Here is a 22,963-nt window from a genome sequence, read left to right on the forward strand (position 1 = left end):
TAGTGTAAAAATTTCATAAAGGTATTGTTGGTCATTTTAATAAGAGTATTAAAACCTTACTTTTGTCGAAACACCTATAAATAACATATGTCTAGTAGTATCGTAATCATACCTACGTATAACGAAATCGAGAATATAGAGGCTATAATTCGTGCGGTATTTGATTTGCAGAAAGAATTTCATGTGCTTATTGTAGATGATAATTCTCCTGATAAAACAGGAGATTGTGTTCGCAGCCTTCAAGAAGAGTTTAAAGGAAGATTATTTTTAGAGACTAGAATAGAAAAATCAGGTTTAGGCACCGCTTATATTCACGGTTTTAAATGGACAATAGCCAAGGGTTACGATTATATATTTGAAATGGATGCCGATTTTTCGCATACACCATCAGATCTATTGAGATTGCTGAAAGCCTGTGAGAACGGAGCTGATTTGGCGGTAGGTTCTAGATATAAAAAAGGGGTGAATGTAGTAAACTGGCCACTGCATAGAGTGTTATTGTCATACGGTGCTTCTATATATGTAAAGCTGATTACCGGTATGCGCGTAGATGATCCTACTGCTGGTTTTGTTTGTTATAAAAGAAAAGTATTAGAAGCTATAGATTTAGATTCAGTTCGTTTTGTAGGTTATGCTTTTCAAATAGAAATGAAGTTTAGAGCACATTTAAAGCACTTTAAAATAGAAGAGGTTTCTATAATTTTTAGAGACCGTGTATTAGGAAAGTCAAAAATGAGTTCTTCGATTATAAGTGAAGCTATTTGGGGGGTGTTTGTAATGAAAATGAGAAGTCTATTTTTGAAAAATAAGTTTTAGTTATGGGTAAAATTTTATTAAAAAACGGAATAATAGTTAATGAGGGAGTAGCACAAGAAAGTGATATTCTAATTGTTGATGACGTTATCGCGAAAATCGGAAAAGACATATCTGATGCAGATGCTGAGGTTATAGACGTTACGGGTAAACATATATTACCCGGTGTTATAGATGATCAAGTTCATTTTAGAGAACCAGGTCTTACCAATAAAGGCACTATAGCAACAGAAAGTAGAGCAGCACTTGCTGGTGGTATTACCACTTTTATGGAGCAGCCTAACACAACGCCACAAACGACCACAATAGAAAAGTTAGAAGAAAAGTTTGCAACTGCAGCGAATTCTGCATTTGCCAATTATTCTTTTCTATTTGGTGGTACCAATGATAATCTTGAAGAATTAAAGAAACTTGATAAAAATGCCTGTTCAGGTATCAAATTGTTTTTAGGATCATCGACAGGTAATATGTTGGTCGATGACGAAAAGGTAATTGAAAGTATATTCAGTAATACCGAAATGGTAATCTCTGCACATTGCGAAGATGAAACGACCATTCGTAAAAACATGGCGAAGTATAAGGCAGAGTACGGTGATGATATTCCTATTGCTATGCATCCTATTATTAGAAGCGAAGAGGCTTGTTATCTTTCTTCATCAAGAGCAATTGCTTTAGCTAAGAAAACAGGTGCGAGGTTACATGTTTTTCATCTATCCACCGGAAAAGAAACTGATTTATTCCGTAATGATATTCCGTTAGAAGAAAAGAAAATTACTGCAGAGGTTTGTATACATCATCTTTGGTTTTCTGATGCCGACTATGCCAAAAAAGGAACGTTGATAAAATGGAATCCTGCGGTAAAAACAGCAACCGATAGAGATATGCTATGGGATGCTCTTTTAGATGACCGCATAGATGTTATTGCAACAGATCATGCGCCACATTTATTAGAAGAAAAAGACAATGTGTATACCAAAGCACCTTCTGGCGGACCGTTAGTGCAACATGCATTAAATGCCATGTTAGAGAAAGTGAAAGAAGGGAAAATAACTCTAGAGAAAATGGTACAGAAAATGTGTCATAATCCTACAATATTATTTCAGATTGAAAAGCGTGGGTATATACGAGAAGGCTATTATGCCGATTTGGTAGTGGCAGATTTAAATAGTTCTTGGACGGTTACAAAAGAAAATATTGCCTATAAATGTAAATGGTCGCCTTTTGAGGATACCACATTTTCATCTAAGATTGTACATACCTTCATAAATGGGCATTTAGGATATAGTAACGGACAGTTTTCTGAAAAACGAAATGCAAAAAGGCTAACATTCAATAGACCATGAAGCACTTATTAATTTTAGTGGTAGCAATGTTCATACTTTCTTCGTGTGCAGAAGAATTAGTAGAAAAGCCAGATAACTTAATACCAGAAGATAAGATGGTGGCGGTTATTAAAGAAATGGCAATAGTCAATGCTGCAAAAGCGACGAATCTTTCTAAACTTCGTGAAAATGGTGTAGAACCAACATCTTTCATATTTACGAAATTTGAAATTGATAGTGCCCAGTTTGTAGATAGCGACAGGTATTATGCGTCAAAACCTTTACGATATGAAAATATGTACAAGAAGGTGGAGTCTGATCTTGAAGATCAACGTCTAAAATTGGAAGCTGAGAAAAAAGTTAGAGATAGTTTAAGTCTTTTAGAGAAATCTAAAAAGGACATCGATATTAAAACAAAAGACTCGTTATCGTCTAAGAGTGTTCAGAAATAAATAGCTTCGAAGAAAATTTTACTTGTTCGTCTAAATCCTCAAATTCCATATTCAAGGCTTTCTTTACCTTCTCGTTATTGAATGTAGTAGGGTTTTTTAGTCCGTAGATCGTGCTTTTTGTGATCGTTCTAGGGCTTCCGATTATTAGGTTTCTTAGCTTATCTGCAAATTTTCCGAGGTTTAATTGCCAAAATTTTAAAGATGTAGAAGGTGGTTTTTTATCCATCGATAATGCAATTTTTTTCAAAATTTGTTGATACGTCAAGTTTTCCGCTACCAGAATAAATCGCTCGTTATAAATATCAGAATTCATAAGTGCGATCATAATATTAGTAACGTCGTTTACGGTTACAAATCCTGATCCGCCTGGTGGGTGATACTTATATCCTTTAGAAGCGGTTTTAAAGAAAGAACCACTACCGCTATTCCAAAATCCTGGACCAAGAATCACTCCCGGGTTTACAATAACGACCTCAAGATTTTCATGGGCACCACGCCAAACTTCCATTTCGGCAAGGTTCTTTGTTATCGCATATGGATTGGCGTTCTGTCGTGTCCACTCCGTTTCTTCATCAGCGTGTTCATCGGTAATCGTTCTACCTATGGTACCAATGGTGCTTACATGACATAGTTTTTTAATACCGTTCGCAATACAGATATTTACAATGTTAGCGGTGCCTTCTCTATTTATACGTTCCAATTTTTTGAAATCTAATGGGTCAAAAGAAATATATGCTGCACAGTGGTACACATAGGTGATGCTTTCAAAAGCATTTTCTAAAGAAGGTATATCTAAAATATCACCCTGTACCCAATCGATTTTAGCGAATAAAGAAGTAGAATCGTCAGCATAGTAAGAGAAGATTTTTTTTACCTGAGTAAGCTTATCTTCAGTTCTATACAAAGCCCGAACCTTTGTATTGTTCATCGTTAATTTCAGTAGCAAATGCGACCCCACCAACCCTGTGCCTCCTGTAACTAATACCATAATTCAAATTTAGGGAATACGGGCGGATAAATTCATGCTTTAATCTACTGTGTACTGGCAAGAATTCCATTTATATTTGCATTTCAATTAAAATTCAGGAAGAGATGACAAATTTTGTCAAGGAGTTACAATGGCGCGGAATGTTGCATGATGCAATGCCAGGAACAGAAGAGCATTTATTAGAAAGTATGCAGTCTGCCTACGTGGGTATAGATCCAACGGCAGATTCTTTACATATAGGTCACTTGGTAGGGGTAATGATGCTTCGCCATTTTCAATTGGCAGGGCACAAACCATATGCTTTAATAGGTGGTGCAACGGGTATGATCGGTGATCCTTCGGGTAAATCTGCAGAACGTAATTTGCTTGATGAGAAAACACTTCGTCATAATCAGAACGCATTAAAAGAGCAATTATCTCGATTTTTAGATTTTTCTGGAGATGAAGAAAATGCTGCTGTTTTGGTCAATAATTATGACTGGATGAAAGACTTCTCTTTCCTAGAATTTATAAGAGATGTAGGTAAGCATATTACGGTAAACTACATGATGTCTAAAGACTCTGTAAAAAAGCGCCTTTCATCAGAAGCGAAAGAAGGTATGTCATTTACTGAATTTACTTACCAATTGGTTCAAGGGTATGATTTTCTGCACTTGTACAGAGAACATAATTGTAGCCTTCAAATGGGCGGTAGTGATCAGTGGGGTAATATTACCACGGGTACAGAATTAATTAGAAGAATAGCCGGTGGTAAAGGGTATGCACTTACGTGCCCTTTAATAACAAAGGCAGATGGCACTAAATTCGGTAAAACAGAAGGTGGTAACGTTTGGTTAGATGCAGAAAGAACATCGCCATATAAATTCTACCAATATTGGTTGAATACGTCAGATGATGATGCCAATAAATACATTAAGATTTTTACTTTCTTAGGGCAACAAGAGATTGAAGATTTAATAAAAGAACATACAGAAGCACCGCATTTAAGATTGCTTCAAAAAAGATTGGCTGACGAGATTACTGTTATGGTACACTCGCAAGATGATTTGGACAATGCGGTAAAAGCTAGTCAAATTCTATTCGGTAAGTCTACAGCATCTGATTTAAAAGGATTGAATGAGAAAACATTCTTAGAAATTTTTGATGGCGTGCCGCAAGCAGAACTTTCAAAATCAGAATTAACAGACGGTTTAGATATGATTGGGGCACTGGCAGCTAAAACTAACTTTTTGGGTTCTAATGGAGAAGCAAGAAGAGAGTTGAAGCAAAACTCCATTTCGGTGAATAAAGAGAAGGTAAAAGAAGACTTTTTAATTACAGCAGATGATTTGATCAATGACAAGTTTGTTTTGTTACAAAGAGGTAAGAAGAACTACTTTGTATTGGTATTTAAATAGATAAATCTTTTTTAGACTGTATTTTATGAAGTTGAAACTTGTAGCAGTATTGTTCTTGTTATTTATTTCTTGTAGTGATGATGATCGCATAATAGATGATATGGCCTTAGAAGGCGATTGGATACTTTCAAATGTTGCTTGTTATTGTTTCTTCGGGGAAGATGTAGATTTTTCTTTGACTACGATTAATTTTGATGTAAGCAGAGCCATGGTTACGGTTTCTAATGAAAGTGAATACATTTTTTTTAGAGAAAATGGAGAGCATTTTTATGGCGGACAAGCCAATAGAATCAATTTTTCTGATGGAGCTGTGTACTTTTTTGAAACTAGAGGAGAGCAACTTACGCTTACTTTTGAAGACAATCCAGATATTGCAGATGATGAGGTAACCTATGTTTTTACTCGATAGGAACCATTACGTCCAATACAGTAGCGTTTTTTAAATATTTCTTATAGAATAGCGTTTGTTAGCATAAACCCCCAAGTTATGTTTAAGAAGAGTATTGCTATTATCTGTTTGTTTACATTATTTACTGCTTGCGATAAGCTCGATGATTTGACAAAGTTTGATATGGAATATAGCCAACGAGCTACTATACCGTCTACAGCAGGAATTGATTTACCTTTTGATGTTTTTACTCCAGAAATGGAGACCAATTCAGAATCTACTTTTGAAGTCAACGATACAAGAAAAGATCTTATTGAAGAAATAAAGTTAACCGAATTAGAATTGGTTTTGATTTCACCAGACGGAGCTGATTTTAGCTTTTTAAATTCGATAGAGGTGTATATCTCTGCGGATGGACTAGAAGAAATTAGAATTGCGAATTTGGAGGAAGTTCCTGAAGATGCTGGTAACAGAATCACTTTAGATACTTCAGATGCAGATTTGAAAGAGTACATAAAGAGTGATGAATTCAGTTTAAGATTGAACACCGTTACCGATGAATTAATGAGTAGCGACCACGAATTAGAAGTAAATTCTACCTTCTTCGTAGATGCCAAAATATTAGGACTTTAATTTAATAATGCCTTAACGCAACTATTTACTAAGTTGGGTATCTTGTAATTAGTTAAAAGTCTTCGTTTTATGAAAAGATATGCCCTTTTGTTCTTGTTTCTAGTTTTTCTTGCCTCTTGTGCTAATGACGATGACTTCGGTTTAGAATCAACTCAGTTTGTATTCTCAGAACAAAAATGGGAATTAGTTCAAATGTCTGGCAGTTTTCAAAATTCAGAAACTACAGGAGAGGAAATGGAATGGCAAGAATATTACATTTTCTCACCAGAAGGTACTTTTGTAAAATCAAGAACTGTTAATGAAGAAGTTGCTGAAGCTACAGGTAGTTTTGAGGTTGTTGAATACGAGAATGATCTAAATCACTACTTAGAACTTACTTTTGAAACCGGAAACGAACTAGCAGGTAATTGTACAGGTGATAGTAAAGAGCTTTTAATGTACAGAAATTCAACTATGATTTCTAGCCTGTGGATGGCGTGCGATGGACCTGGGTTAGATTATTCGCTGAGTAAGAATTAAAGTACCATTAAATTACAGCCTCTAATATCAGAATTATCGAATCTTCCGATAATTTCAAAAGTGCCGTCTTGGTTTATTTTACCTAAATCTTGAGTAGCGATAAAGGAGCAAGAATTGATATTTGCTAAATCGATTACATTGATTCCGCCAGATTTACCATTGTTTAAATAGGTGAGTGGGTCTTCGGTATCGCGTACTAAAATCTTCATCCAAGCTGGGCAGTCGAAAACACCGTTTCCTTTAGAGTATGCTTGTGAAAGTAGCTCAGTCATTCCATATTCAGAATGTATTTGTGGTACTCCGAATCCTGTTGATAGTAACTCATGTAATTCTTGGCGTACAATTTCTTTTCTACGACCTTTCATACCACCGGTTTCCATAATAATGGTATTGTTTAAAGACATCTGGTGTTGCTCGGTAAACTCAAGCAAAGCAAAAGAAACACCTATAATCAATATTTTAGTGTCTGTTTTTTGAAGCTCAAGAAGTAGTTGGTGCAGTTGTGCGTATTCATTTAAAAAGAAACCGCTTTTAGGGTGCTTTGATTTTTTAATCAGATCATCGGCCATATAAATCAAAGAAGAGCCTGTACGTTCTAAATACGATGGTAAAAGAGCAAGAACACAATAGTCAGTAATATCGCCGTAAAAGTGGTTAAAAGCCTTTAGGTAGCTCTGCTCGTATAGATTTAAATCAGTAACAAAGTGCTTGCTGGTTTCGCTGCCTGTAGTGCCACTACTGGTAAAGGTTATTTCTGGTGCATTGGTGGTGCTAAGAACATCTTTAGATTTAAAGAATTCAATAGGTAAAAAAGGAATCTGTTCTAAGGCGTGAACTGTATTTGGGTCTACATTTAAATAGGTGCAGAAATCGTGGTAGACTACGTTGTTGTCGTATTGAAACTTAAATATACGCAATGCTTGGGTTAGAAAATCCCCTTCTGTTTGTATATCAAAAATAGCATTATGCTTCATGTTCCTTGCCAATTCTGGCAAAGGTACTGAACCAAATTATTTTAATTGTTTTAAGCTGAAAATATGTAGGTTATTTATTTTACAACCAGTTTACGGGTAATAGATTTATCGTTTTCAGTTACTTGAACAACATAAACCCCAGGTGATAATCTAGAAATGTTCATTGCCTTTGTAGATAATTTTTCGGTTAAGACTAGCTCACCGAATACATCGTAAACTCTAACCTCTTTAAAGTTATTTTTCTGTGTTGTTACATAAACAACATCTGCTATTGCAGGGTTGGGGTATAATTTGAAACCGACAATTTCATCGTTGCGTAGGTTCTTGATATCTATGGTGTCTTGGGCATATAACCCAACGGAGACTACCATAAATAGCATAAAGTAGATTTTCTTCATTTTGTATTGATTTGGGATCAACACTTCAAAGATAAATAGAAGTGTAACTAGAACACGGAAAATGTTGTGAAAGCTAAATTTATGTAGGTCAATGAAATACGCGAAGTATTTCGTCGTAAAAACGTGTAGTTAACCGATAGTGGTTAATAGAAATTAAGGAAGAAAAAGTTATAATCGGTTTACTTTACAATTAACTTACGTGTACACATCTTGTTTTTCTCAAGAACACGCAATACGTACACGCCGGAATCTAAATCAGAAAGATTTAATTCTTTACCTAAAATAGTAGTCTTTAATAACAATGTACCAAATACATCGTAGATGAAAATTTCTTTAGGAGCGTTAAGGTTGGTAGAAATATAAACTTTACCTGTAGTAACCGGATTTGGATACATACTAAAACCATCAATATCTCCATTGCTTTGGGTACTTTGTCCATAGCTGAAGGAAATAACAAAAAAGAAGATGATTAGGTAAAGGTGCTTCATATATAGCTGGTTACAAATGCTATGCCACAAATATAGGAATTTAACAGTCCTTTTTATTTTTGTAAGAGTAGATATTGTGAAAAGATCGATGAAATGCATTTTAATCGATGAAATGCACTATTTATGACGTCAACTACCTATTTTCTTTGGGTTTTAGTTAGCATGTAGTCTATGATTGTAAGAATTATTTTAAATAAAAAAGCCCGCAATTTGCGGGCTTTTAGATATTGAATTTTAAGATTTTAGAACTGGTAACTATATCCTAAAGAAATTGCTTGTCCTGGATACCTAGAAGAATAAACTTGGTCTTCTGCACCAAATGATTGATAAACACTTTCGATGTCATCGTTCAATATATTTTCGAATTTCAAAGATATTTTGCTGCTGTTATCTTTCCCGAATTCTTTGCTAAGGTTAAATTTTAAATTATTGAATGGTAATGTGTATACATCTGGAATATCACCGTTACCTACAATCTCTAAAGTTTTACCTTGAACATTGTAAACAAGTCCACCTTGCCATCCATTGTCATTATTATCGTAGCTAAATCCAACATTTAACAAAAATGGTGATTGTCCTTGTAGTTGTCTGAATTCATCGAGGGTTTCGCCTGTTCTTAGGTTATCAATTCTTGCAGCTTCTTCATCTTCACTATATGTTTGCTGAGATTCAATAACAGAAATGTTAGCATTGAAATTGAAATTTTCCCATCCCGGTATAAAGTCCATATTTCTTCTATATTCTAGTTCAGCGCCAAATACTTTGGCATCACCTAAGTTTAGAGGAATAAATTGACCTCTAGCTTCTCTAATGAATGTAAGTTCTATAGGGTCATCAAAAGTTTTAGCAAAACCACTAACCGCAAAGAAATTTGTTCCTTCGCCATAAGCTTCAAATCTTATATCATAGTTATTAACATAAGTTGGTTGAATATCAATATTACCAATAAAGAATGTACTTGATACTGGATCAAAAATTTGAGCATTAGAAGCTTCTTTAAAAGAAGGTCTTGCTGTAGTACTAGAGAAAGATGCTCTCAACTTTTTATTAGCTTCTTCATTTAAATCATATATGAAGTTTGCAGAAGGAAAAAAGTCAGCTTTGTCTAAGATACTTTGATTGTCAAAAACTTCACCATCTTGATTTTCACCTGAGTAACGAAGGTCAAACTTTTCAAATCTTACACCAACAATGGCATTAAATCTATCAGATAGTTTAAATTCATCTCCAACATAACCAGCGCCAACAGTAATTTGAGAGTTGAAAGAGTCGGATATGTTAGAATCACGTCTTACATAAGTACCTTCTCTTGTTTCTGGATTATATATGTTTTCAGGAGCTAAAATCAAATCTGCATTACCTTCGAAATTAAGGCTAAAGTTACCTGCTTGTGATTGTATCGGTGTTGAGAATTGATTTACAACAAAGTCTCTTTCTTTAATAGTATAAGCACCGCCAAATTTAAGTTTTGCATCTCTACCAAATAATTGATGTTTTCTTGTAAGGTCTAATTTACTAGCTACATTGTATTCTTCTAGGTCTCTCCAAATTCTACTTGGGTCTCCAGATTCGCTAGGTGAAATGGTGAAGTTTCCAGTTTCTGGCTCAAATCTAAAAGGAGTTGTTCTTAAATCTTTATCGTAGATTTTAGAAAATGTTGGCGAAACTTTCCAAGAAATTTTCCAAGAAGCATCTTCGTTCGTGTGTTCACCATTTAATAAAATGTTAGTAATAGAACGTTGTGTATATGTTAATACATCTTTGAAAATAGTGTTAGAGTTTACATTAAAATTATCTTGTCTAATGTATGAAGCACCAGATTCTCCGTTTTGTATATGTAATACATTTAACTTGTATTTAGATTGAAGGCTTTTAAATGAAATACCTGCAAGACCACTAATAAGTACATTATTAACTCCTGTATTACCAGATTGTGTTCTGTCATCAGTTAATTCAAGAACAGATTTGTCTTGATCTTCTTTTCTAAAGACCTGTCCGCTAACAACATCTTCGTAAAATTCAGTACTGTTTTTATAAGTAAGAGAGGCTAAATAGCCTATTTTTTTAGTGCCATCTTCATTAAGGTTATATTGGTTACCAGCAGTAAAACCAATATTGAAATCTGCACCACTTTGATCTTCAAGTGCTTTTAGATTTGGTTCCAATAATCTTGTTAGAGCAGCAGATCTATTACCATCAACAACAGGTAAAGGTGTTTCTATATTTTGAGGTATTGCTAAATCTCTTTGGCCATTATCAAAACCTAATGCATCTGTTGGGCTACCATCATAACTGAGGTAATTGTTCTTAAAGTGCATGCTAGAGTTATAACCTAAACCAGCTGAGAAACTGTATTCTGCTCTTGATGGGAAATCTTTGGTAACAATATCAACGACACCACCGGTAAAATCTGCAGGTTGGTCTGCAGTTGCAGATTTGATTACAATAATATTGTCAAGAATGTTTGTTGGGAAAATATCTAATTGCAAAGTGTTTCTGTCTGGATCAAGACCAGGTACATCTACACCATTTAAAATAGACTTGGTATAACGGTCACCTAAACCACGAACGTAAACAAATTTACCTCCTTGTACAGATACACCAGGTACCGATTTAATAGCACTAGCAATATCGCTAGCACCAGATTTTTTAATGCTTTGTATAGATAAACCATCCAATAATGCTACCGAATTCTTTTGTAGATTTAATACAGAAGCTTCTGTGTTTTTACTAACAGTTGTTGTAACCACTACTTCGTCTAGCGCATTTGCAAGCGGATTTAAAGTAATATCTATTATTTGCTCTGCACCAGGCGCAACAACTACTTCGGCTACTTCTTTTGTTTCGTATCCTAAGTACGAAAAAGTAACGGTGTAAGTGCCAGGCTCAACGTCTAGAACATATTTTCCATCAAAATCTGATGTGGTTCCTTTTGTAGTGCCTTTGATAAGAATATTTGCAAAAGGAAGAACGTCATTAAATTCACCATCGTTTACCGTTCCTGAAATAATACCTTCTTGCGCAAAGATAGCTTGAGAAGAAAAGGTGATGAGTAAAATGAATAATAACTTAAGTTTCATAATAAATTAATTGAAATTATTAAAAAAGAAATAAATTGCCCGCCTATAGATTAGTCTAAGACGAGCAATTTTTATGTGTAACTATTATTTGTATTTATAATTAGAAACCTAAGCTAGCTTTAGTATTAGCGTAAGTCCAAGAAAAAGCAGAAGTGTCAGCACCAACAGTTCCTTCTGTTACGGCAGATGAGAAAGTTGCGGCATCAGCTTCAAAAGTTGTACTGTCTGTAGTATCATTAAATACTTCAGAAGAAGCAGTAACACCAGTTGGTAATACTATTTCCCAGTTGGTAAATACTAATGAACCTGCAGTATAATTAGCGGCAACACCTTCGTTGTCTAATTCAACATCAGAAAGTTGTAAATCAGTACCTACTCCTGTAAAATTAGTTACTAATATATTGTTGCTAGTACCTTGTGCGTTTGAACGGTAATCTGCGATTTCACCATTTTCAACATTGTCAACTAAACCTATTAAAGTAGCGTTTGTTAAAGTAAAGCCACCTTGTAAAGAACCTTCTGGTCCGTCAATTTCTAAAGCGTGATCAGAAATACCGCCTTGTACAACTACTGCATTATCAATAGTACCCGAGTAAGCCTGGTCAATATCAAGACCGTCATCGCCTTGTGCCCATACAAATAGGTTAGTAGCGTTTACGCTTCCACCAAAGAATTCAACACCATCATCAACATTACCAACAACTTCAATATTGTCAACAGTTGTTCCAGTGCCAACTGCACCTAAAGTAAGACCGTTAATTTCGTTTCCTTCACCAATTAAAGCACCACCATGACGAATAGAGATGTACTGTAAAATACCTGAATCATCGGCAGAGTCAGATCCGCCATATAAACCTTTATCTCCATCAGTATCGGTAGGAACTCCTTCTATCTGAGCAGATTCAGCATCACCATCAAAAGATGCAGGTGCATTACCTAATACGATTAAACCGCCCCAAAGACCACGATCGTTTTGATCAAGGTTAGTACCGGCAGTTTCTCCTATTTCAATATTGTCAGCTGCAGAAGTAAAAATTATTGGCGCTGTAGCAGTACCTATAGCTTCAATTTTACTACCTCTTGTTACTATTAATACAGAAGCATTAACACCTGATCCAGCGTTTGCTTTTATAATTGTACCTGGCTCAATAGTAAGTGTAGCTCCTTCAGAAACGAATACTCTACCATCTAAAGTGACAATTTTATCAGCGGTCCATGTAACATCTGTAACGATGTCTTCAGAAACAGTTATTGAAGTTTCAACTTCAGTTTCTGTTGTTACCGTATCTACAACGATTACTTCTTTTTCAATTTCTACTACTGTTTCTTTTTCACAAGACGCTGCAGCGATGATGGCAGTAACGGTAGCAAGTGACCAAATAATTTTTTTCATCTTTTCTTTTTGAATTATTAATTTAATTAGGTTGGCAATAGAGTTCTTAACAATTACAATTTTATTGCACTGCAAAGAAAGAGTGCAGTTGTAATGTTCGGGTTAGATTCGTGTTAAACATTTATTTTGTTAATGTTATGTAAACGTTACTACATTAAATCAATGTTAACTGACGTTGCAGTAATAGTATTATCTTTACTTTTGAGCGAATCAATCTAATTTGAAAACCATGAAAAAGAAGGACATTAAGATACTCTTAGTTGATGATGAGCCAGACATTCTAGAGATAGTGGCCTACAATTTATCTGCCGAAGGGTACGATGTGTACACCGCTAAAAATGGTGCCGATGGTGTAGCTAAGGCAAAAAAGAAAATGCCACACCTTATTATACTAGATGTAATGATGCCCGAGATGGATGGTATTGAAGCTTGTGAGATTCTAAGAAGAACTCCTGGTATGGAAAATACTATTATTACCTTCTTAACAGCTAGGGGAGAAGATTATTCTCAAGTAGCCGGTTTTGATGCAGGTGCAGATGATTATATTACAAAGCCTATTAAACCAAAAGTGTTGGTGAGTAAGGTGAATGCACTACTAAGACGTATTAAGAACGAAGAAAACGCTCAAGAAGATATAACCCAGGTAGGCGATATAGTTATTAATAGAGAAGAATATAAGATTGTCAAGAAAGGTAAAGAAATCATTTTACCAAGAAAAGAATTTGAACTTCTTGCCCTGTTAACTTCAAAACCTAGTAAAGTATTTAAAAGAGAAGTAATTCTTGATAAAGTATGGGGTAATGAAGTGGTTGTCGGTGGTAGAACCATTGATGTGCATATTAGAAAGCTTCGCGAAAAAATTGGAGAAGACCATTTTAAGACCGTTAAGGGAGTAGGATATAAGTTTGTACTCTAAATGGCTGCTAAAGTTCGTTCAAGAAAATCATATCGTTTTGCATTTCGCTCATCGCTTTATATTGTAATAATCGGCATAGCTGTGCTAGCATTGTTACAATGGCGATTTAGTACCATAAATTGGGGTATTTTGTTATTTGCAGCGTTGTTCTTTTTTATTATTTCTTTTATCACTTTGCAATTAAGAATAGAAAAATTCATCTACAAACGAATTAAAAAAATCTATGATGATGTAGAGTTATTAGAATCTAGTACCATACTCTCATATCCTGTTACTACAGATATGAGAACCTTAACCGCAGAAATTGAAAAGTTTGCAAAGGATAAGAAAATTGAAATAGACACATTAAAAATTCGAGAAGAATACCGAAAGGACTTTTTAGGTAATGTGTCTCACGAGCTAAAAACTCCGCTGTTTACTGTGCAAGGCTACATTGAAACCTTGTTAGATGGTGCAATTGATGACAAAAATGTTCGTAAGAAGTATTTAATACGAGCCAATAAAGCGGTAGACCGGTTAATCTATATTGTAAAAGATTTAGATTTAATAACCAAGTTAGAGGTTGGGCATCTTAATCTTGAAAAGCATTCGTTCGATATTATAGATTTAATACAAAGCGTATTTGATCTGTTAGAGATGAAAGCAGCCAAGAAAAATATAACCCTAACTTTTGATATGGAATATGTTGACCCCATATTCGTATTTGCAGATAAAGAGAAAATACAACAGGTGCTAACAAATTTATTGGTCAACTCCATTAAATATGGTAATGACAATGGTACAACCGAAGTAAGTGTAGAAGACTTGGTCAAGAATAAGGTAATTGTAAGAGTAACTGATAATGGTGAAGGCATACCTGCAATACATATTCCTCGACTTTTTGAACGTTTTTATAGAGTAGATCAAAGTGGTAGCCGCCGTGAAGGAGGCTCTGGGTTGGGTCTTGCTATTGTAAAACATGTAATAGAAGCTCATGGAGAAAAAATCTATGTAGAAAGCGCTGTTGAGGTTGGATCGGAGTTTTCTTTTACGCTAGAGAAAAGTATCGTTCAAATAGAGGAAGTACAATAATCGCTAACCCTCTCTTTTTTCTTAGATTTGCCGCAGTTTAGATGTAATAATTGTGGGAAGTAAAAATAAATTAAAGAGATTTCAAGAAAACGAGACGTTTTCAAACGTAATTCAACCAACAAGAGAAGAAGTGGTAGGCGGTTTCCCGTTGAAAGGAAAGTGGAATACCCATTTCAAAAATGATAATCCTATAGTGTTAGAATTGGGTTGTGGAAAAGGGGAGTATACTGTAGGGTTGGCAAAGAAGTTCCCGAATAAGAATTTTATAGGTATCGATATAAAAGGTGCCCGATTCTGGAAAGGAGCTAAAGAGGCTATTGAAGGAGATTTACCAAATGTTTGTTTTATACGAACTCAAATTGAATTGGTGGATTATCTTTTTGGTAAAGAGGAGGTATCTGAAATTTGGATAACCTTCCCAGATCCTCAAATAAAATATAAACGAACCAAACATCGTATGACCAATACGGCATTTTTAGAACGTTACAAGAAAGTTCTAAAACCTGAAGGAACGGTGAATCTTAAAACAGATAGCGAGTTCATGCATGGGTATACGCTAGGTCTACTTCACGGTCTAGGGTTAGAGGTACTTTATGCCAACCATGATGTGTATAAGAATGAGGGTAGCCCTAAAGAAGTCTTAGAAATACAGACTTTCTATGAAAATCAGTATCTTGAAAAAGGAAAGCCTATTACTTTTATTAGGTTCAAGGTAAACTGATTCAATGCAACAATTACCTATTTTATTTGTATTCACTTTTGGTGCTGCCTTCTTAGCATCATTGCCACCCGGTTTGCTGAATTTAAATGCAGCAAAGACAAGTGTAGAAAAGGGAAAAACAAATGGAATAATTTTTGGTTTGGGTGTAGCACTAGCTGTTATGCTACAAACATATGTTGCGGTACGGATTGCAAAATTAATATCTAGAAACCAGCATGTAATAGAAGTATTGCTACAATTGGCATTAGGTATCTTTTTTGTGTTGGCAATTGTATTTTTTATAAAGGGTAGAAAGCAAGAGAATAAGCCGCTGATACTTACCGAAACTAAAAAGCGAAATAGTTTTTCTAAAGGGGTGTTCTTGGCACTTATTAATCTTTTGGCGATACCTTATTATAGCGGATTAAATACGGTTTTTCACTCTCAAGGATTTATGACCTTCAAAATCATAGATGAGGTTTTGTTTATTCTGGCAGCAGGCAGTGGTACTTTTCTTGCTATGTATTTATATGTGATCTATTTTAATAAGTGGGAGCATAAAACAACGTCGTTCTCTAAGAACAGTAATTTTATTTTAAGCGGATTAATGGTATTGTTATTTGTAATTACCGCTTTTAGATTGTTTAAATAAACGGATATAGCAGATGAAACCTGAAAATGAGAATTTCTTTGAGAGAGTATATCAGGTGGCACGGTTAATACCAGAGGGGCGTGTAACTTCTTACGGTGCAATAGCCAAATATTTAGGTGCGGCCCGCAGTGCAAGAATGGTAGGTTGGGCAATGAATGCATCGCATAATATGGATGATATTCCTGCGCATAGAGTAGTCAATAAAGCCGGATTACTTACCGGTAAACATCATTTTGACGGCACCAATCTCATGCAACAACTATTAGAAGGTGAAGGAGTAGTAATAAAAGACCTGCAAATCATAAAACTAGAAGATTACTTTTGGGATCCTTTTACAGAACTTAAAGCGGAATTATAACACTATTGAAAGGTTAGCGTAAATGTAGTTATCTCATTTGATGCTACCCGAATAGATCCACCATGCATTCGCATAATTTGTTTGCTTAAACTTAGACCAATGCCAGTTCCTGTGCTTTTGGTGGTAAAAAATGGAACAAATACCTCATCTAGCATTTCAGGCGATATACCCGGTCCGTTATCGGTAACGGTGATGTATTTTTTTCCTTGTGGTTCTACACCGGCTTTAATAACAATACTTCCTTCATCTTGCCCTTCTAAAGCCTGTTGGGCATTTTTACCCAAGTTTAAAAGTATTTGGGTTAGCTGTTTTTCATCGATGTAAAGTTCTAAGTCTTCAGGTTCAGATGATACTTCTAAAGTAATATTATGTCCGTTGGTATACTCTTGTAATAACAACCTAACTTTTTCTAAAATCTTGCTAGCCGGTATTAATTCTCGATCAGGTTCAGGTACACTTAAAAATGTGCGGTAAGACTGTACAAAACTCATTAAATCATTTCCTTGTTCTTTGATAACCTCTAAACCTTTTGCAGAATTTTTTATTTGAAGTTCGCCAAATTCTTCGGGTGTAGAAAGCACATTTCCTTTCTTAAAATATTTTAAGATAGATTCAGAGATAGAAGTAATCGGGGTAATGGTATTCATAATTTCATGGGTTAAAACGCGAATCAGTTTTACCCAAGAATCGGTTTCTTTATCATCCAGTTCTTTTTGAATATCATGAACAATGACCAATAATAACTGCTTGCCTTCAATAGCAATTGGCGTACACTTTAAAGTCAATTCTTTTTTACCTCGTTCATTTCCTAAAGAATATAGCGTGCTTTCAAAAGGCTCTAAAGATTCAAATAGGCTATAGAGATTAGGGTCTATTTGCTTTAATTGTTTAACATGATTTAAAGGCCTGTAATTTAATAAGTTTTGTACCGTAGGGTTGGCATAAAGAATATGACCTTTATCGTTGACAGTGAATATACCAATATCAGCTTGTCTCAGTATTTCTTGATAATACTGCTCTTGTGCCTGTTTTTTTACATGAATATCTTGAATCATACCATTCAACATATTCAAGCTTTGGTTGAGTTCTTCAATAGATTTTACACTCAATTTTTCTGGAAAACGTAAAGTAAAATCTTCATTTTTTATAGCATCGAAGAAATAAGCAATTTTTCTGTTGGTTTGGTTTACGTAATGTATGAGTCCGTATGTCTGTCCTATAAAAACAAGGCATAATATAACACTTAGTAGGTAATGCTCTTTAAAGAATAAAAATGCGGTTAACAGGGCACAAACTGCAATTAAAATAATCCTGAAAACAAGTTGGTAGTATATACTTTTGCTAACCATTATTTGCCAGATTTTTTAAGTTTATTATAAAGTGTTTGTCTAGAGATACCCAATTGATCTGCGGCTGCACTATAATTACCTTCATGGTCATTCAGCGCTTTGTTGATCATTACCAATTCCATTTCTTCAAGGGTTTTTGGTCCACCTTCTATCGTAACCGTTGTTTTTGTATCCAAAAGAAAATCAGTTGGTTTTAATACATTTCCTTCCGATAAAATAACGGCACGCTCCATAGTATGTAATAGTTCTCTAACATTGCCTGGCCAAGGGTATGTCATTAATTTCTCTTGTGCAGATTGATTTATTTTTAAGTTGGGTTTACCGTACTTGTTGGCGAATTTTTTCAAAAAGAAATCTGACAATACCAAAACATCATTATCTCTATCTCGCAATGCTGGCACCTGTACTTGTATAGTGTTTATTCGGTATAAAAGATCTTCACGAAACAATCCGTCAGTAACCATTTGTTCTAAATTACCATTGGTAGCACATATTAATCTAATATCAACAGCAATTGGCTTGTTTGATCCCACACGCACAACGACCCTGTTTTGAATAACAGATAATAATTTTGCCTGCATTTGTAAAGAAAGGTTACCAATTTCATCTAAGAAGAGAGTACCGCCATTAGCAGCTTCAAATTTACCTGCGCGGTCATCTTTAGCATCTGTAAAAGACCCTTTTACATGACCAAAAAGTTCACTCTCGAATAAATTCTCTGATATAGAACCCATATCTACCGAGATAAAAACTTCGTTATTTCTAACAGATGATTTATGAAGCTCTCGGGCGATTAGTTCTTTACCCGTTCCATTTTCACCGGTAACTAAAATATTGACATCTGTTTTGGCAACTTTCTGTACCAAGTTTAAAACACTGTTCAATGCTTTAGAATTACCAATAATGTAATTTGAATTCTGATTGATAACCTGCTTAAGATTACTTTCTTTCTGTTTTAAATGCTGTACCTCTTTCTGCGATTTTCTAAGCTCGTAGGCAGATTTTACCGTAGTTAAAAGTCGCTCATTGTTCCAAGGTTTGAGTACAAAATCGGTAGCACCTTCTTTTATGGCTTCAACAGCAAGTTCTACGGCGCCATAGGCCGTCATCATAATTACCGATATATGCGAAGCTTTCTTTTTTATCTCTCGCAACCAGTATAATCCCTCGTTACCAGTGTTTACTCCCGCAGAAAAGTTCATATCTAATAATATGATATCAATTTCCTGTAAGTTAGGGAAAGAGGTAAGCAGGTTAGGGTTAGATATTGTTTGTACACTTTTATATTCAAACTGTAATAATATCTCTAAAGCGCTCAATACACTTTTGGTATCATCTACTACAAGTATTTTAGCATCTATCATGGCAACAATCTATTAACTCATTTAAATCTACACATAGAAGTTTGTATTTTCATAGCAGTGTAAAAATATTTGACATTATCTGTACAACATTTTTACACTGGTAAAATATGTATAATTTTTATTCACACGTAAATATCTGATAATCAATAATTTAAAATTATGGCACGCATATAGTATAGAGAATGGCATACCAATTAAGAAATGAACCAAAAATTTAAAATAACGACACTTTTATTACTCTCTATTTGGGGGTCTCTATTTGCTCAAGAAAGTTGGACATTAGATGAATGCGTGTCTTTTGCAATAGAGCATAATTTGCAATTAAACGACTTTAAGTATACCAACCAATCTAACAGAGAAACCTACAGACAATCGGTTCGTAATTTATTGCCATCTGTAAATGCATCTTCTAGTTATTTAATTAGCTATGGTAGAGCAGAGGATCCTAATACGGGAACATTCGTAAATCAAGATTTTTATTCGAATAATTATTCATTAGAATCATCTATAGATTTATTTCAGGGGTTTCAGAAAATTAATGCGATAAAAGCATCTAAGTTGTTGTTCAAGGCAACCCAAGAAGAAGTTTTACAGCAAAAATATTTGTTGGCATTTAGAGTGATGCAAGCTTTTTATGATATTCAGTTTTTTGAAGGACTAGTTGAAATATCAAAGGAGCAATTAACAGTATCACAATCTAATTACAACCTAGTAGAAAAGCAGGTAGAATTAGGGTTGAAAGCTGGTGCAGATTTGTATGAAGCAGAATCTTTATTATTGACCGATAAGTTAAATGTAACTCAAAGTAACAATCAATTGGCTTCGGCGAAGTTGACCTTGATCCAAGAAATGAATTTAGAGAATACTTCAGATATAGTAATTCAAAAAGATTTAGAAGAAATTATATCAGAGTTTAATAGCCAAGAAATGAAGTCTGATGCTGTTTATAATGAGGCTAGGGAGTTTATACCAATGATAAAAGCTCAAGAGTTTAGAGCAGAAGCAGCTAAAAAACAAATAGCAGTTTCAAGAGGTGGATTGTATCCTTCTCTTTCATTCTTTGCAGGTATCGGTACTGGATATTTTGAAACAACTAGAGATACATTGGGCAATACATTACCATTTAGAGAACAGTTTAGAGATAATACATCGCAGTATATAGGGGTGAATTTAAATGTGCCTATTAGTAATGGTTGGTCGGCAAGGTCTAGAGTTAAGCAATCTAAAATAGAAAGGCTACGAGCAGATAATAATTTAAAAACACAAGAGCAAGAACTATTTCAGGCGATACAAAAATTAGTACAAGATTATAATTCTTTACTGATAGAGCTAGTACAGAGTAATCAGAAAATGGATGCACAGAACTTAGCATTCACCATAGCTCAAAAGCGCTATGAAAAAGGGTTGATAAATGCATTGGAGCTTTTTACCGCTAAGAATTTATATGCCAGTGCACAAAACGAAAACTTACAGGTAAAACTCCGTTCAGAAATCAATAAGAGTACATTGGATTTTTACAGAGGCTTGCCAGTTTTTGATATTAATTAGAAATCAAGCCCTGCGATTAATCAGTAACCAAATACGAACAACGAATTAAGAATAAGATGGATATAAAATTAGAAAAGAAAAAAGGATTGAAGCCAAAACACTTCGGCTACATTGCATTGGGTATACTGCTTTTATTTGTTGGGTATCAATTGTTATTTGCCAGTTCTGTGTCAACCTTTAGAACAGAAAAAGATAAGCTTTCGATCGCTGAGGTTTCTGCAGGCAAATTTGATGATTATATTACTATTAACGGTAGTGTTGCGCCAATAGCCACCATTTATATGGATGCTTATGAAGGTGGTCGGGTAAGTGAGAAACTTATAGAAGAGGGTGCCATGGTAAAGAAAGGTGATATCATCTTGAAGCTAGAGAACATGAATTTGTACGAGCAGATTTTGGCTAGCGAAAGTAACTTGGCATTAAAGCAAAATGATTTAAGGTCAACCAAAATGAGTTTCGATTCAAGACAGGTAGAAGGCAGAAGGTCATTGGCGACGGCAAGTACAGACTTACAACGTTTGAAAAGAAACTACGAGCAAAATAAAGCATTGTTTGCAGATGAGTTAATATCTAGAGAAGCCTTTCAATTATCAAAAGAAAATTATGAATTATCTCAAAAACAGCATGAAATTATTAAAGTACAAACTGTACAAGATGATGAATTACGCTCAACATCATTAAAAGGTTTGGATACAGATTTAGACCGTATGCAAAAGACTTTGGGTATGGTTTACCAAAGACTAGATCACTTAAATGTTCGCGCTCCTGCAGATGGTCAATTAGGATTTTTAGATGCCGAAATTGGGCAAAGTATAGCACAAGGGCAGCGAATAGGGCAGATTAATGTACTTACTGATTATAAGATTGAAGCAGAAATCGATGAGCATTATATTGATAGGGTTAAAAGAGATTTGGTTGCGGTTTTAGAGCGTAACGGAACAGAATTTCCATTGCGATTACGAAAGGTATATCCTGAGGTTAGAAACGGTAGGTTTAAGGTCGATTTAGTGTTTACCGATAATAAGCCAGAGACCATTCGTTCGGGTCAGAGCTACAACATTAAATTACAATTAGGTGAATCTAACGATGCGCTTTTGTTACCAAAAGGAAGTTTCTTTCAAAGCACTGGCGGACAATGGATTTTTGTTGTGAATGCTGATGGTGGAGAGGCCATTAAAAGAAATATTAGAATAGGAAAGCAGAATTCTAGATACTATGAAGTATTAGAAGGGCTGGAACCTGGAGAAAAAGTAATTACAAGTAACTATGATAATTTCGGCGAAGCCGAGAGAATAGTATTAAAATAGCTTCGGCTTCGCTCAGCTACCTATAGAGTTCGAATTCGAACCCTGAGCGTAGCCGAAGGGTGAAAGGGCGAGAGAATAGTATTAAAATAGAAAACCAACTGTCACATCTGAGAATTCTCGGTGTCATTATAACAATCAAAATAGCAGGAATATGATAACCATTACGAACCTTAAAAAAAGTTTTAGAACAGAAGAAGTAGAAACCTTGGCATTGAATAGTGTCAACCTAAAAGTAGAAGATGGAGAATTTGTTGCCATTATGGGTCCGTCTGGTTGTGGTAAATCTACCTTATTGAACATTATTGGTATGTTAGATAACCCTACCGATGGCAGCTACAATTTTGCTGGTAATGAAGTTGGTGGGTTAAAGGAAAGTCAGCGTACACAATTACGTAAAGGTAATTTGGGTTTCGTTTTTCAGAGTTTTAATCTTATCGATGAACTTACAGTTTTTGAAAATGTAGAGCTACCGCTGATTTACTTAAAAATGGGTAAAGCAGAGCGTAAAGAAAAAGTAATGAAGGTTTTGGAGCGAATGAAAATTGCACATAGAGAAAAGCATTTTCCACAGCAACTATCGGGTGGTCAACAGCAACGTGTAGCTATTTCAAGAGCGGTGGTAACCAATCCAAAATTAATACTGGCAGATGAGCCAACAGGTAATTTAGATTCTAAAAACGGAATCGAGGTAATGAACCTATTAACAGAATTAAACCAAGAGGGAACCACCATAGTTATGGTAACACACTCAGATAGAGATTCGCACTATGCGCATAGAGTGGTTAACCTATTCGATGGTCAAATAGTAACTGAAAGTCAGAACAGGGCAATCGGAGCCATGATGTAGCGGGGT

The 22,963-nt window shown here is 35.0% G+C and carries 23 protein-coding genes; 15 read left to right on the forward strand and 8 right to left on the reverse strand.

Going from position 1 to position 22,963, the window contains the following annotated elements; translation table 11 throughout:
- Positions 1-87: 87 nt before the first annotated feature.
- From Q0871_RS10215 to Q0871_RS10225, 3 genes are read left to right on the forward strand one after another with little or no spacing between them, the layout of a single operon-like run.
- A complete protein-coding gene (locus Q0871_RS10215) occupies positions 88-816 on the forward strand; it encodes a polyprenol monophosphomannose synthase (protein ID WP_299321975.1) in 729 nt (242 codons plus the stop codon).
- 2 nt (positions 817-818) lie between these two features.
- Positions 819-2,156 carry a dihydroorotase gene (locus tag Q0871_RS10220; RefSeq protein WP_299321979.1) on the forward strand — a complete coding sequence of 446 codons (1,338 nt, stop codon included), beginning with the start codon at positions 819-821 and terminating at the stop codon, positions 2,154-2,156.
- Positions 2,153-2,587 carry a DUF4296 domain-containing protein gene (locus Q0871_RS10225; RefSeq protein ID WP_299321984.1) on the forward strand — a complete coding sequence of 145 codons (435 nt, stop codon included), beginning with the start codon at positions 2,153-2,155 and terminating at the stop codon, positions 2,585-2,587. The genes Q0871_RS10220 and Q0871_RS10225 overlap by 4 nt, the downstream gene beginning before the upstream one ends.
- On the opposite strand, the gene Q0871_RS10230 is transcribed toward Q0871_RS10225, so the two are convergent.
- Positions 2,568-3,575, reverse strand: coding sequence for an NAD-dependent epimerase/dehydratase family protein (locus Q0871_RS10230; RefSeq protein ID WP_299321989.1), 1,008 nt, complete (start codon positions 3,573-3,575; stop codon positions 2,568-2,570). The genes Q0871_RS10225 and Q0871_RS10230 overlap by 20 nt on opposite strands.
- A 104-nt stretch (positions 3,576-3,679) precedes the next feature.
- Between Q0871_RS10230 and tyrS the strand changes: the two genes are divergently transcribed.
- The 4 genes from tyrS to Q0871_RS10250 all read left to right on the forward strand — a co-directional run bounded on the left by tyrS (position 3,680) and on the right by Q0871_RS10250 (position 6,512).
- Positions 3,680-4,972 carry a tyrosine--tRNA ligase gene (gene tyrS / locus Q0871_RS10235; RefSeq protein ID WP_299321993.1) on the forward strand — a complete coding sequence of 431 codons (1,293 nt, stop codon included), beginning with the start codon at positions 3,680-3,682 and terminating at the stop codon, positions 4,970-4,972.
- 25 nt (positions 4,973-4,997) lie between these two features.
- Complete coding sequence (locus Q0871_RS10240) at positions 4,998-5,381, forward strand: hypothetical protein (RefSeq protein WP_299321996.1); 384 nt, start codon at positions 4,998-5,000, stop codon at positions 5,379-5,381.
- A 78-nt stretch (positions 5,382-5,459) separates the two neighbouring features.
- Positions 5,460-5,993, forward strand: coding sequence for a hypothetical protein (locus tag Q0871_RS10245; protein ID WP_299321999.1), 534 nt, complete (start codon positions 5,460-5,462; stop codon positions 5,991-5,993).
- Between the two features lie 69 nt (positions 5,994-6,062).
- Positions 6,063-6,512, forward strand: a complete 450-nt coding sequence (locus tag Q0871_RS10250; RefSeq protein WP_299322003.1) for a hypothetical protein — start codon at positions 6,063-6,065, stop codon at positions 6,510-6,512.
- Here Q0871_RS10250 and Q0871_RS10255 read toward each other — a convergent pair.
- From Q0871_RS10255 to Q0871_RS10275, 5 genes are all read right to left on the reverse strand, one after another.
- A complete protein-coding gene (locus Q0871_RS10255; RefSeq protein WP_299322006.1) occupies positions 6,509-7,486 on the reverse strand; it encodes an acyl transferase in 978 nt (325 codons plus the stop codon). The two genes, Q0871_RS10250 and Q0871_RS10255, sit on opposite strands and share 4 nt — an antisense overlap.
- A 74-nt stretch (positions 7,487-7,560) precedes the next feature.
- Positions 7,561-7,884, reverse strand: coding sequence for a T9SS type A sorting domain-containing protein (locus Q0871_RS10260; RefSeq protein ID WP_299322010.1), 324 nt, complete (start codon positions 7,882-7,884; stop codon positions 7,561-7,563).
- 179 nt (positions 7,885-8,063) lie between these two features.
- Complete coding sequence (locus Q0871_RS10265) at positions 8,064-8,372, reverse strand: T9SS type A sorting domain-containing protein (RefSeq protein ID WP_299322013.1); 309 nt, start codon at positions 8,370-8,372, stop codon at positions 8,064-8,066.
- 242 nt (positions 8,373-8,614) lie between these two features.
- Positions 8,615-11,452: a TonB-dependent receptor gene (locus Q0871_RS10270; RefSeq protein ID WP_299322018.1), complete on the reverse strand. Its 2,838-nt coding sequence runs from the start codon at positions 11,450-11,452 to the stop codon at positions 8,615-8,617.
- A gap of 100 nt (positions 11,453-11,552) precedes the next feature.
- Entirely contained in the window at positions 11,553-12,845 is a 1,293-nt protein-coding gene (locus Q0871_RS10275; RefSeq protein WP_299322022.1) for a hypothetical protein, read from the reverse strand.
- Between the two features lie 229 nt (positions 12,846-13,074).
- Between Q0871_RS10275 and Q0871_RS10280 the strand changes: the two genes are divergently transcribed.
- The 5 genes from Q0871_RS10280 to Q0871_RS10300 are packed head-to-tail and all read left to right on the forward strand — an operon-like array spanning position 13,075 to position 16,542.
- A complete protein-coding gene (locus tag Q0871_RS10280) occupies positions 13,075-13,761 on the forward strand; it encodes a response regulator transcription factor (RefSeq protein ID WP_299322029.1) in 687 nt (228 codons plus the stop codon).
- Positions 13,762-14,832 carry an ATP-binding protein gene (locus Q0871_RS10285; protein WP_299322030.1) on the forward strand — a complete coding sequence of 357 codons (1,071 nt, stop codon included), beginning with the start codon at positions 13,762-13,764 and terminating at the stop codon, positions 14,830-14,832.
- Positions 14,833-14,884: 52 nt separating this feature from the next.
- Positions 14,885-15,553 carry a tRNA (guanosine(46)-N7)-methyltransferase TrmB gene (gene trmB, locus Q0871_RS10290; protein ID WP_299322033.1) on the forward strand — a complete coding sequence of 223 codons (669 nt, stop codon included), beginning with the start codon at positions 14,885-14,887 and terminating at the stop codon, positions 15,551-15,553.
- A gap of 4 nt (positions 15,554-15,557) precedes the next feature.
- Positions 15,558-16,184 (forward strand): LysE family transporter, encoded by a 627-nt coding sequence (locus Q0871_RS10295; RefSeq protein ID WP_299322036.1) that lies wholly within the window; start codon positions 15,558-15,560, stop codon positions 16,182-16,184.
- Positions 16,185-16,197: 13 nt separating this feature from the next.
- Positions 16,198-16,542, forward strand: a complete 345-nt coding sequence (locus Q0871_RS10300; RefSeq protein WP_299322039.1) for an MGMT family protein — start codon at positions 16,198-16,200, stop codon at positions 16,540-16,542.
- A 2-nt stretch (positions 16,543-16,544) separates the two neighbouring features.
- Here Q0871_RS10300 and Q0871_RS10305 read toward each other — a convergent pair whose 3' ends face one another.
- Together Q0871_RS10305 and Q0871_RS10310 are read right to left on the reverse strand one after the other, a co-directional pair.
- Positions 16,545-17,891 (reverse strand): ATP-binding protein, encoded by a 1,347-nt coding sequence (locus Q0871_RS10305; RefSeq protein ID WP_299322043.1) that lies wholly within the window; start codon positions 17,889-17,891, stop codon positions 16,545-16,547.
- Complete coding sequence (locus tag Q0871_RS10310) at positions 17,891-19,255, reverse strand: sigma-54 dependent transcriptional regulator (RefSeq protein WP_299322047.1); 1,365 nt, start codon at positions 19,253-19,255, stop codon at positions 17,891-17,893. The genes Q0871_RS10305 and Q0871_RS10310 overlap by 1 nt, the downstream gene beginning before the upstream one ends.
- A 201-nt stretch (positions 19,256-19,456) precedes the next feature.
- On the opposite strand from Q0871_RS10310, the gene Q0871_RS10315 reads away from it, so the two are divergent.
- The 3 genes from Q0871_RS10315 (at position 19,457) to Q0871_RS10325 (ending at position 22,957) form a co-directional block, all read left to right on the forward strand.
- On the forward strand, positions 19,457-20,803 hold the full coding sequence (locus Q0871_RS10315) for a TolC family protein (protein WP_299322050.1): 1,347 nt from the start codon (positions 19,457-19,459) through the stop codon (positions 20,801-20,803).
- Between the two features lie 56 nt (positions 20,804-20,859).
- A complete protein-coding gene (locus Q0871_RS10320) occupies positions 20,860-22,110 on the forward strand; it encodes an efflux RND transporter periplasmic adaptor subunit (protein ID WP_299322052.1) in 1,251 nt (416 codons plus the stop codon).
- A 151-nt stretch (positions 22,111-22,261) separates the two neighbouring features.
- Positions 22,262-22,957: an ABC transporter ATP-binding protein gene (locus Q0871_RS10325; protein WP_299322055.1), complete on the forward strand. Its 696-nt coding sequence runs from the start codon at positions 22,262-22,264 to the stop codon at positions 22,955-22,957.
- The last annotated feature ends 6 nt before the right edge of the window (positions 22,958-22,963 follow it).

Origin of the sequence: uncultured Maribacter sp. (assembly GCF_947500985.1) — a bacterium.
In the GTDB taxonomy this organism is placed as follows: Bacteria; Bacteroidota; Bacteroidia; order Flavobacteriales; family Flavobacteriaceae; genus Maribacter.

Bases quoted from the DNA above. Each gene is read 5' to 3' on its own strand.
- Q0871_RS10240 (WP_299321996.1), top strand. From the start codon at position 4,998: ATGAAGTTGAAACTTGTAGCAGTATTGTTCTTGTTATTTATTTCTTGT.
- Q0871_RS10270 (WP_299322018.1), bottom strand. From the start codon at position 11,452: ATGAAACTTAAGTTATTATTCATTTTACTCATCACCTTTTCTTCTCAA.
- Q0871_RS10255 (WP_299322006.1), bottom strand. From the start codon at position 7,486: ATGAAGCATAATGCTATTTTTGATATACAAACAGAAGGGGATTTTCTA.
- Q0871_RS10305 (WP_299322043.1), bottom strand. From the start codon at position 17,891: ATGGTTAGCAAAAGTATATACTACCAACTTGTTTTCAGGATTATTTTA.
- Q0871_RS10280 (WP_299322029.1), top strand. From the start codon at position 13,075: ATGAAAAAGAAGGACATTAAGATACTCTTAGTTGATGATGAGCCAGAC.
- Q0871_RS10315 (WP_299322050.1), top strand. From the start codon at position 19,457: ATGAACCAAAAATTTAAAATAACGACACTTTTATTACTCTCTATTTGG.
- Q0871_RS10220 (WP_299321979.1), top strand. From the start codon at position 819: ATGGGTAAAATTTTATTAAAAAACGGAATAATAGTTAATGAGGGAGTA.
- Q0871_RS10245 (WP_299321999.1), top strand. From the start codon at position 5,460: ATGTTTAAGAAGAGTATTGCTATTATCTGTTTGTTTACATTATTTACT.
- Q0871_RS10275 (WP_299322022.1), bottom strand. From the start codon at position 12,845: ATGAAAAAAATTATTTGGTCACTTGCTACCGTTACTGCCATCATCGCT.
- Q0871_RS10310 (WP_299322047.1), bottom strand. From the start codon at position 19,255: ATGATAGATGCTAAAATACTTGTAGTAGATGATACCAAAAGTGTATTG.
- Q0871_RS10320 (WP_299322052.1), top strand. From the start codon at position 20,860: ATGGATATAAAATTAGAAAAGAAAAAAGGATTGAAGCCAAAACACTTC.
- Q0871_RS10300 (WP_299322039.1), top strand. From the start codon at position 16,198: ATGAAACCTGAAAATGAGAATTTCTTTGAGAGAGTATATCAGGTGGCA.
- Q0871_RS10265 (WP_299322013.1), bottom strand. From the start codon at position 8,372: ATGAAGCACCTTTACCTAATCATCTTCTTTTTTGTTATTTCCTTCAGC.
- Q0871_RS10295 (WP_299322036.1), top strand. From the start codon at position 15,558: ATGCAACAATTACCTATTTTATTTGTATTCACTTTTGGTGCTGCCTTC.
- Q0871_RS10250 (WP_299322003.1), top strand. From the start codon at position 6,063: ATGAAAAGATATGCCCTTTTGTTCTTGTTTCTAGTTTTTCTTGCCTCT.
- Q0871_RS10230 (WP_299321989.1), bottom strand. From the start codon at position 3,575: ATGGTATTAGTTACAGGAGGCACAGGGTTGGTGGGGTCGCATTTGCTA.
- Q0871_RS10225 (WP_299321984.1), top strand. From the start codon at position 2,153: ATGAAGCACTTATTAATTTTAGTGGTAGCAATGTTCATACTTTCTTCG.
- Q0871_RS10260 (WP_299322010.1), bottom strand. From the start codon at position 7,884: ATGAAGAAAATCTACTTTATGCTATTTATGGTAGTCTCCGTTGGGTTA.
- Q0871_RS10325 (WP_299322055.1), top strand. From the start codon at position 22,262: ATGATAACCATTACGAACCTTAAAAAAAGTTTTAGAACAGAAGAAGTA.
- tyrS (WP_299321993.1), top strand. From the start codon at position 3,680: ATGACAAATTTTGTCAAGGAGTTACAATGGCGCGGAATGTTGCATGAT.
- Q0871_RS10215 (WP_299321975.1), top strand. From the start codon at position 88: ATGTCTAGTAGTATCGTAATCATACCTACGTATAACGAAATCGAGAAT.
- Q0871_RS10285 (WP_299322030.1), top strand. From the start codon at position 13,762: ATGGCTGCTAAAGTTCGTTCAAGAAAATCATATCGTTTTGCATTTCGC.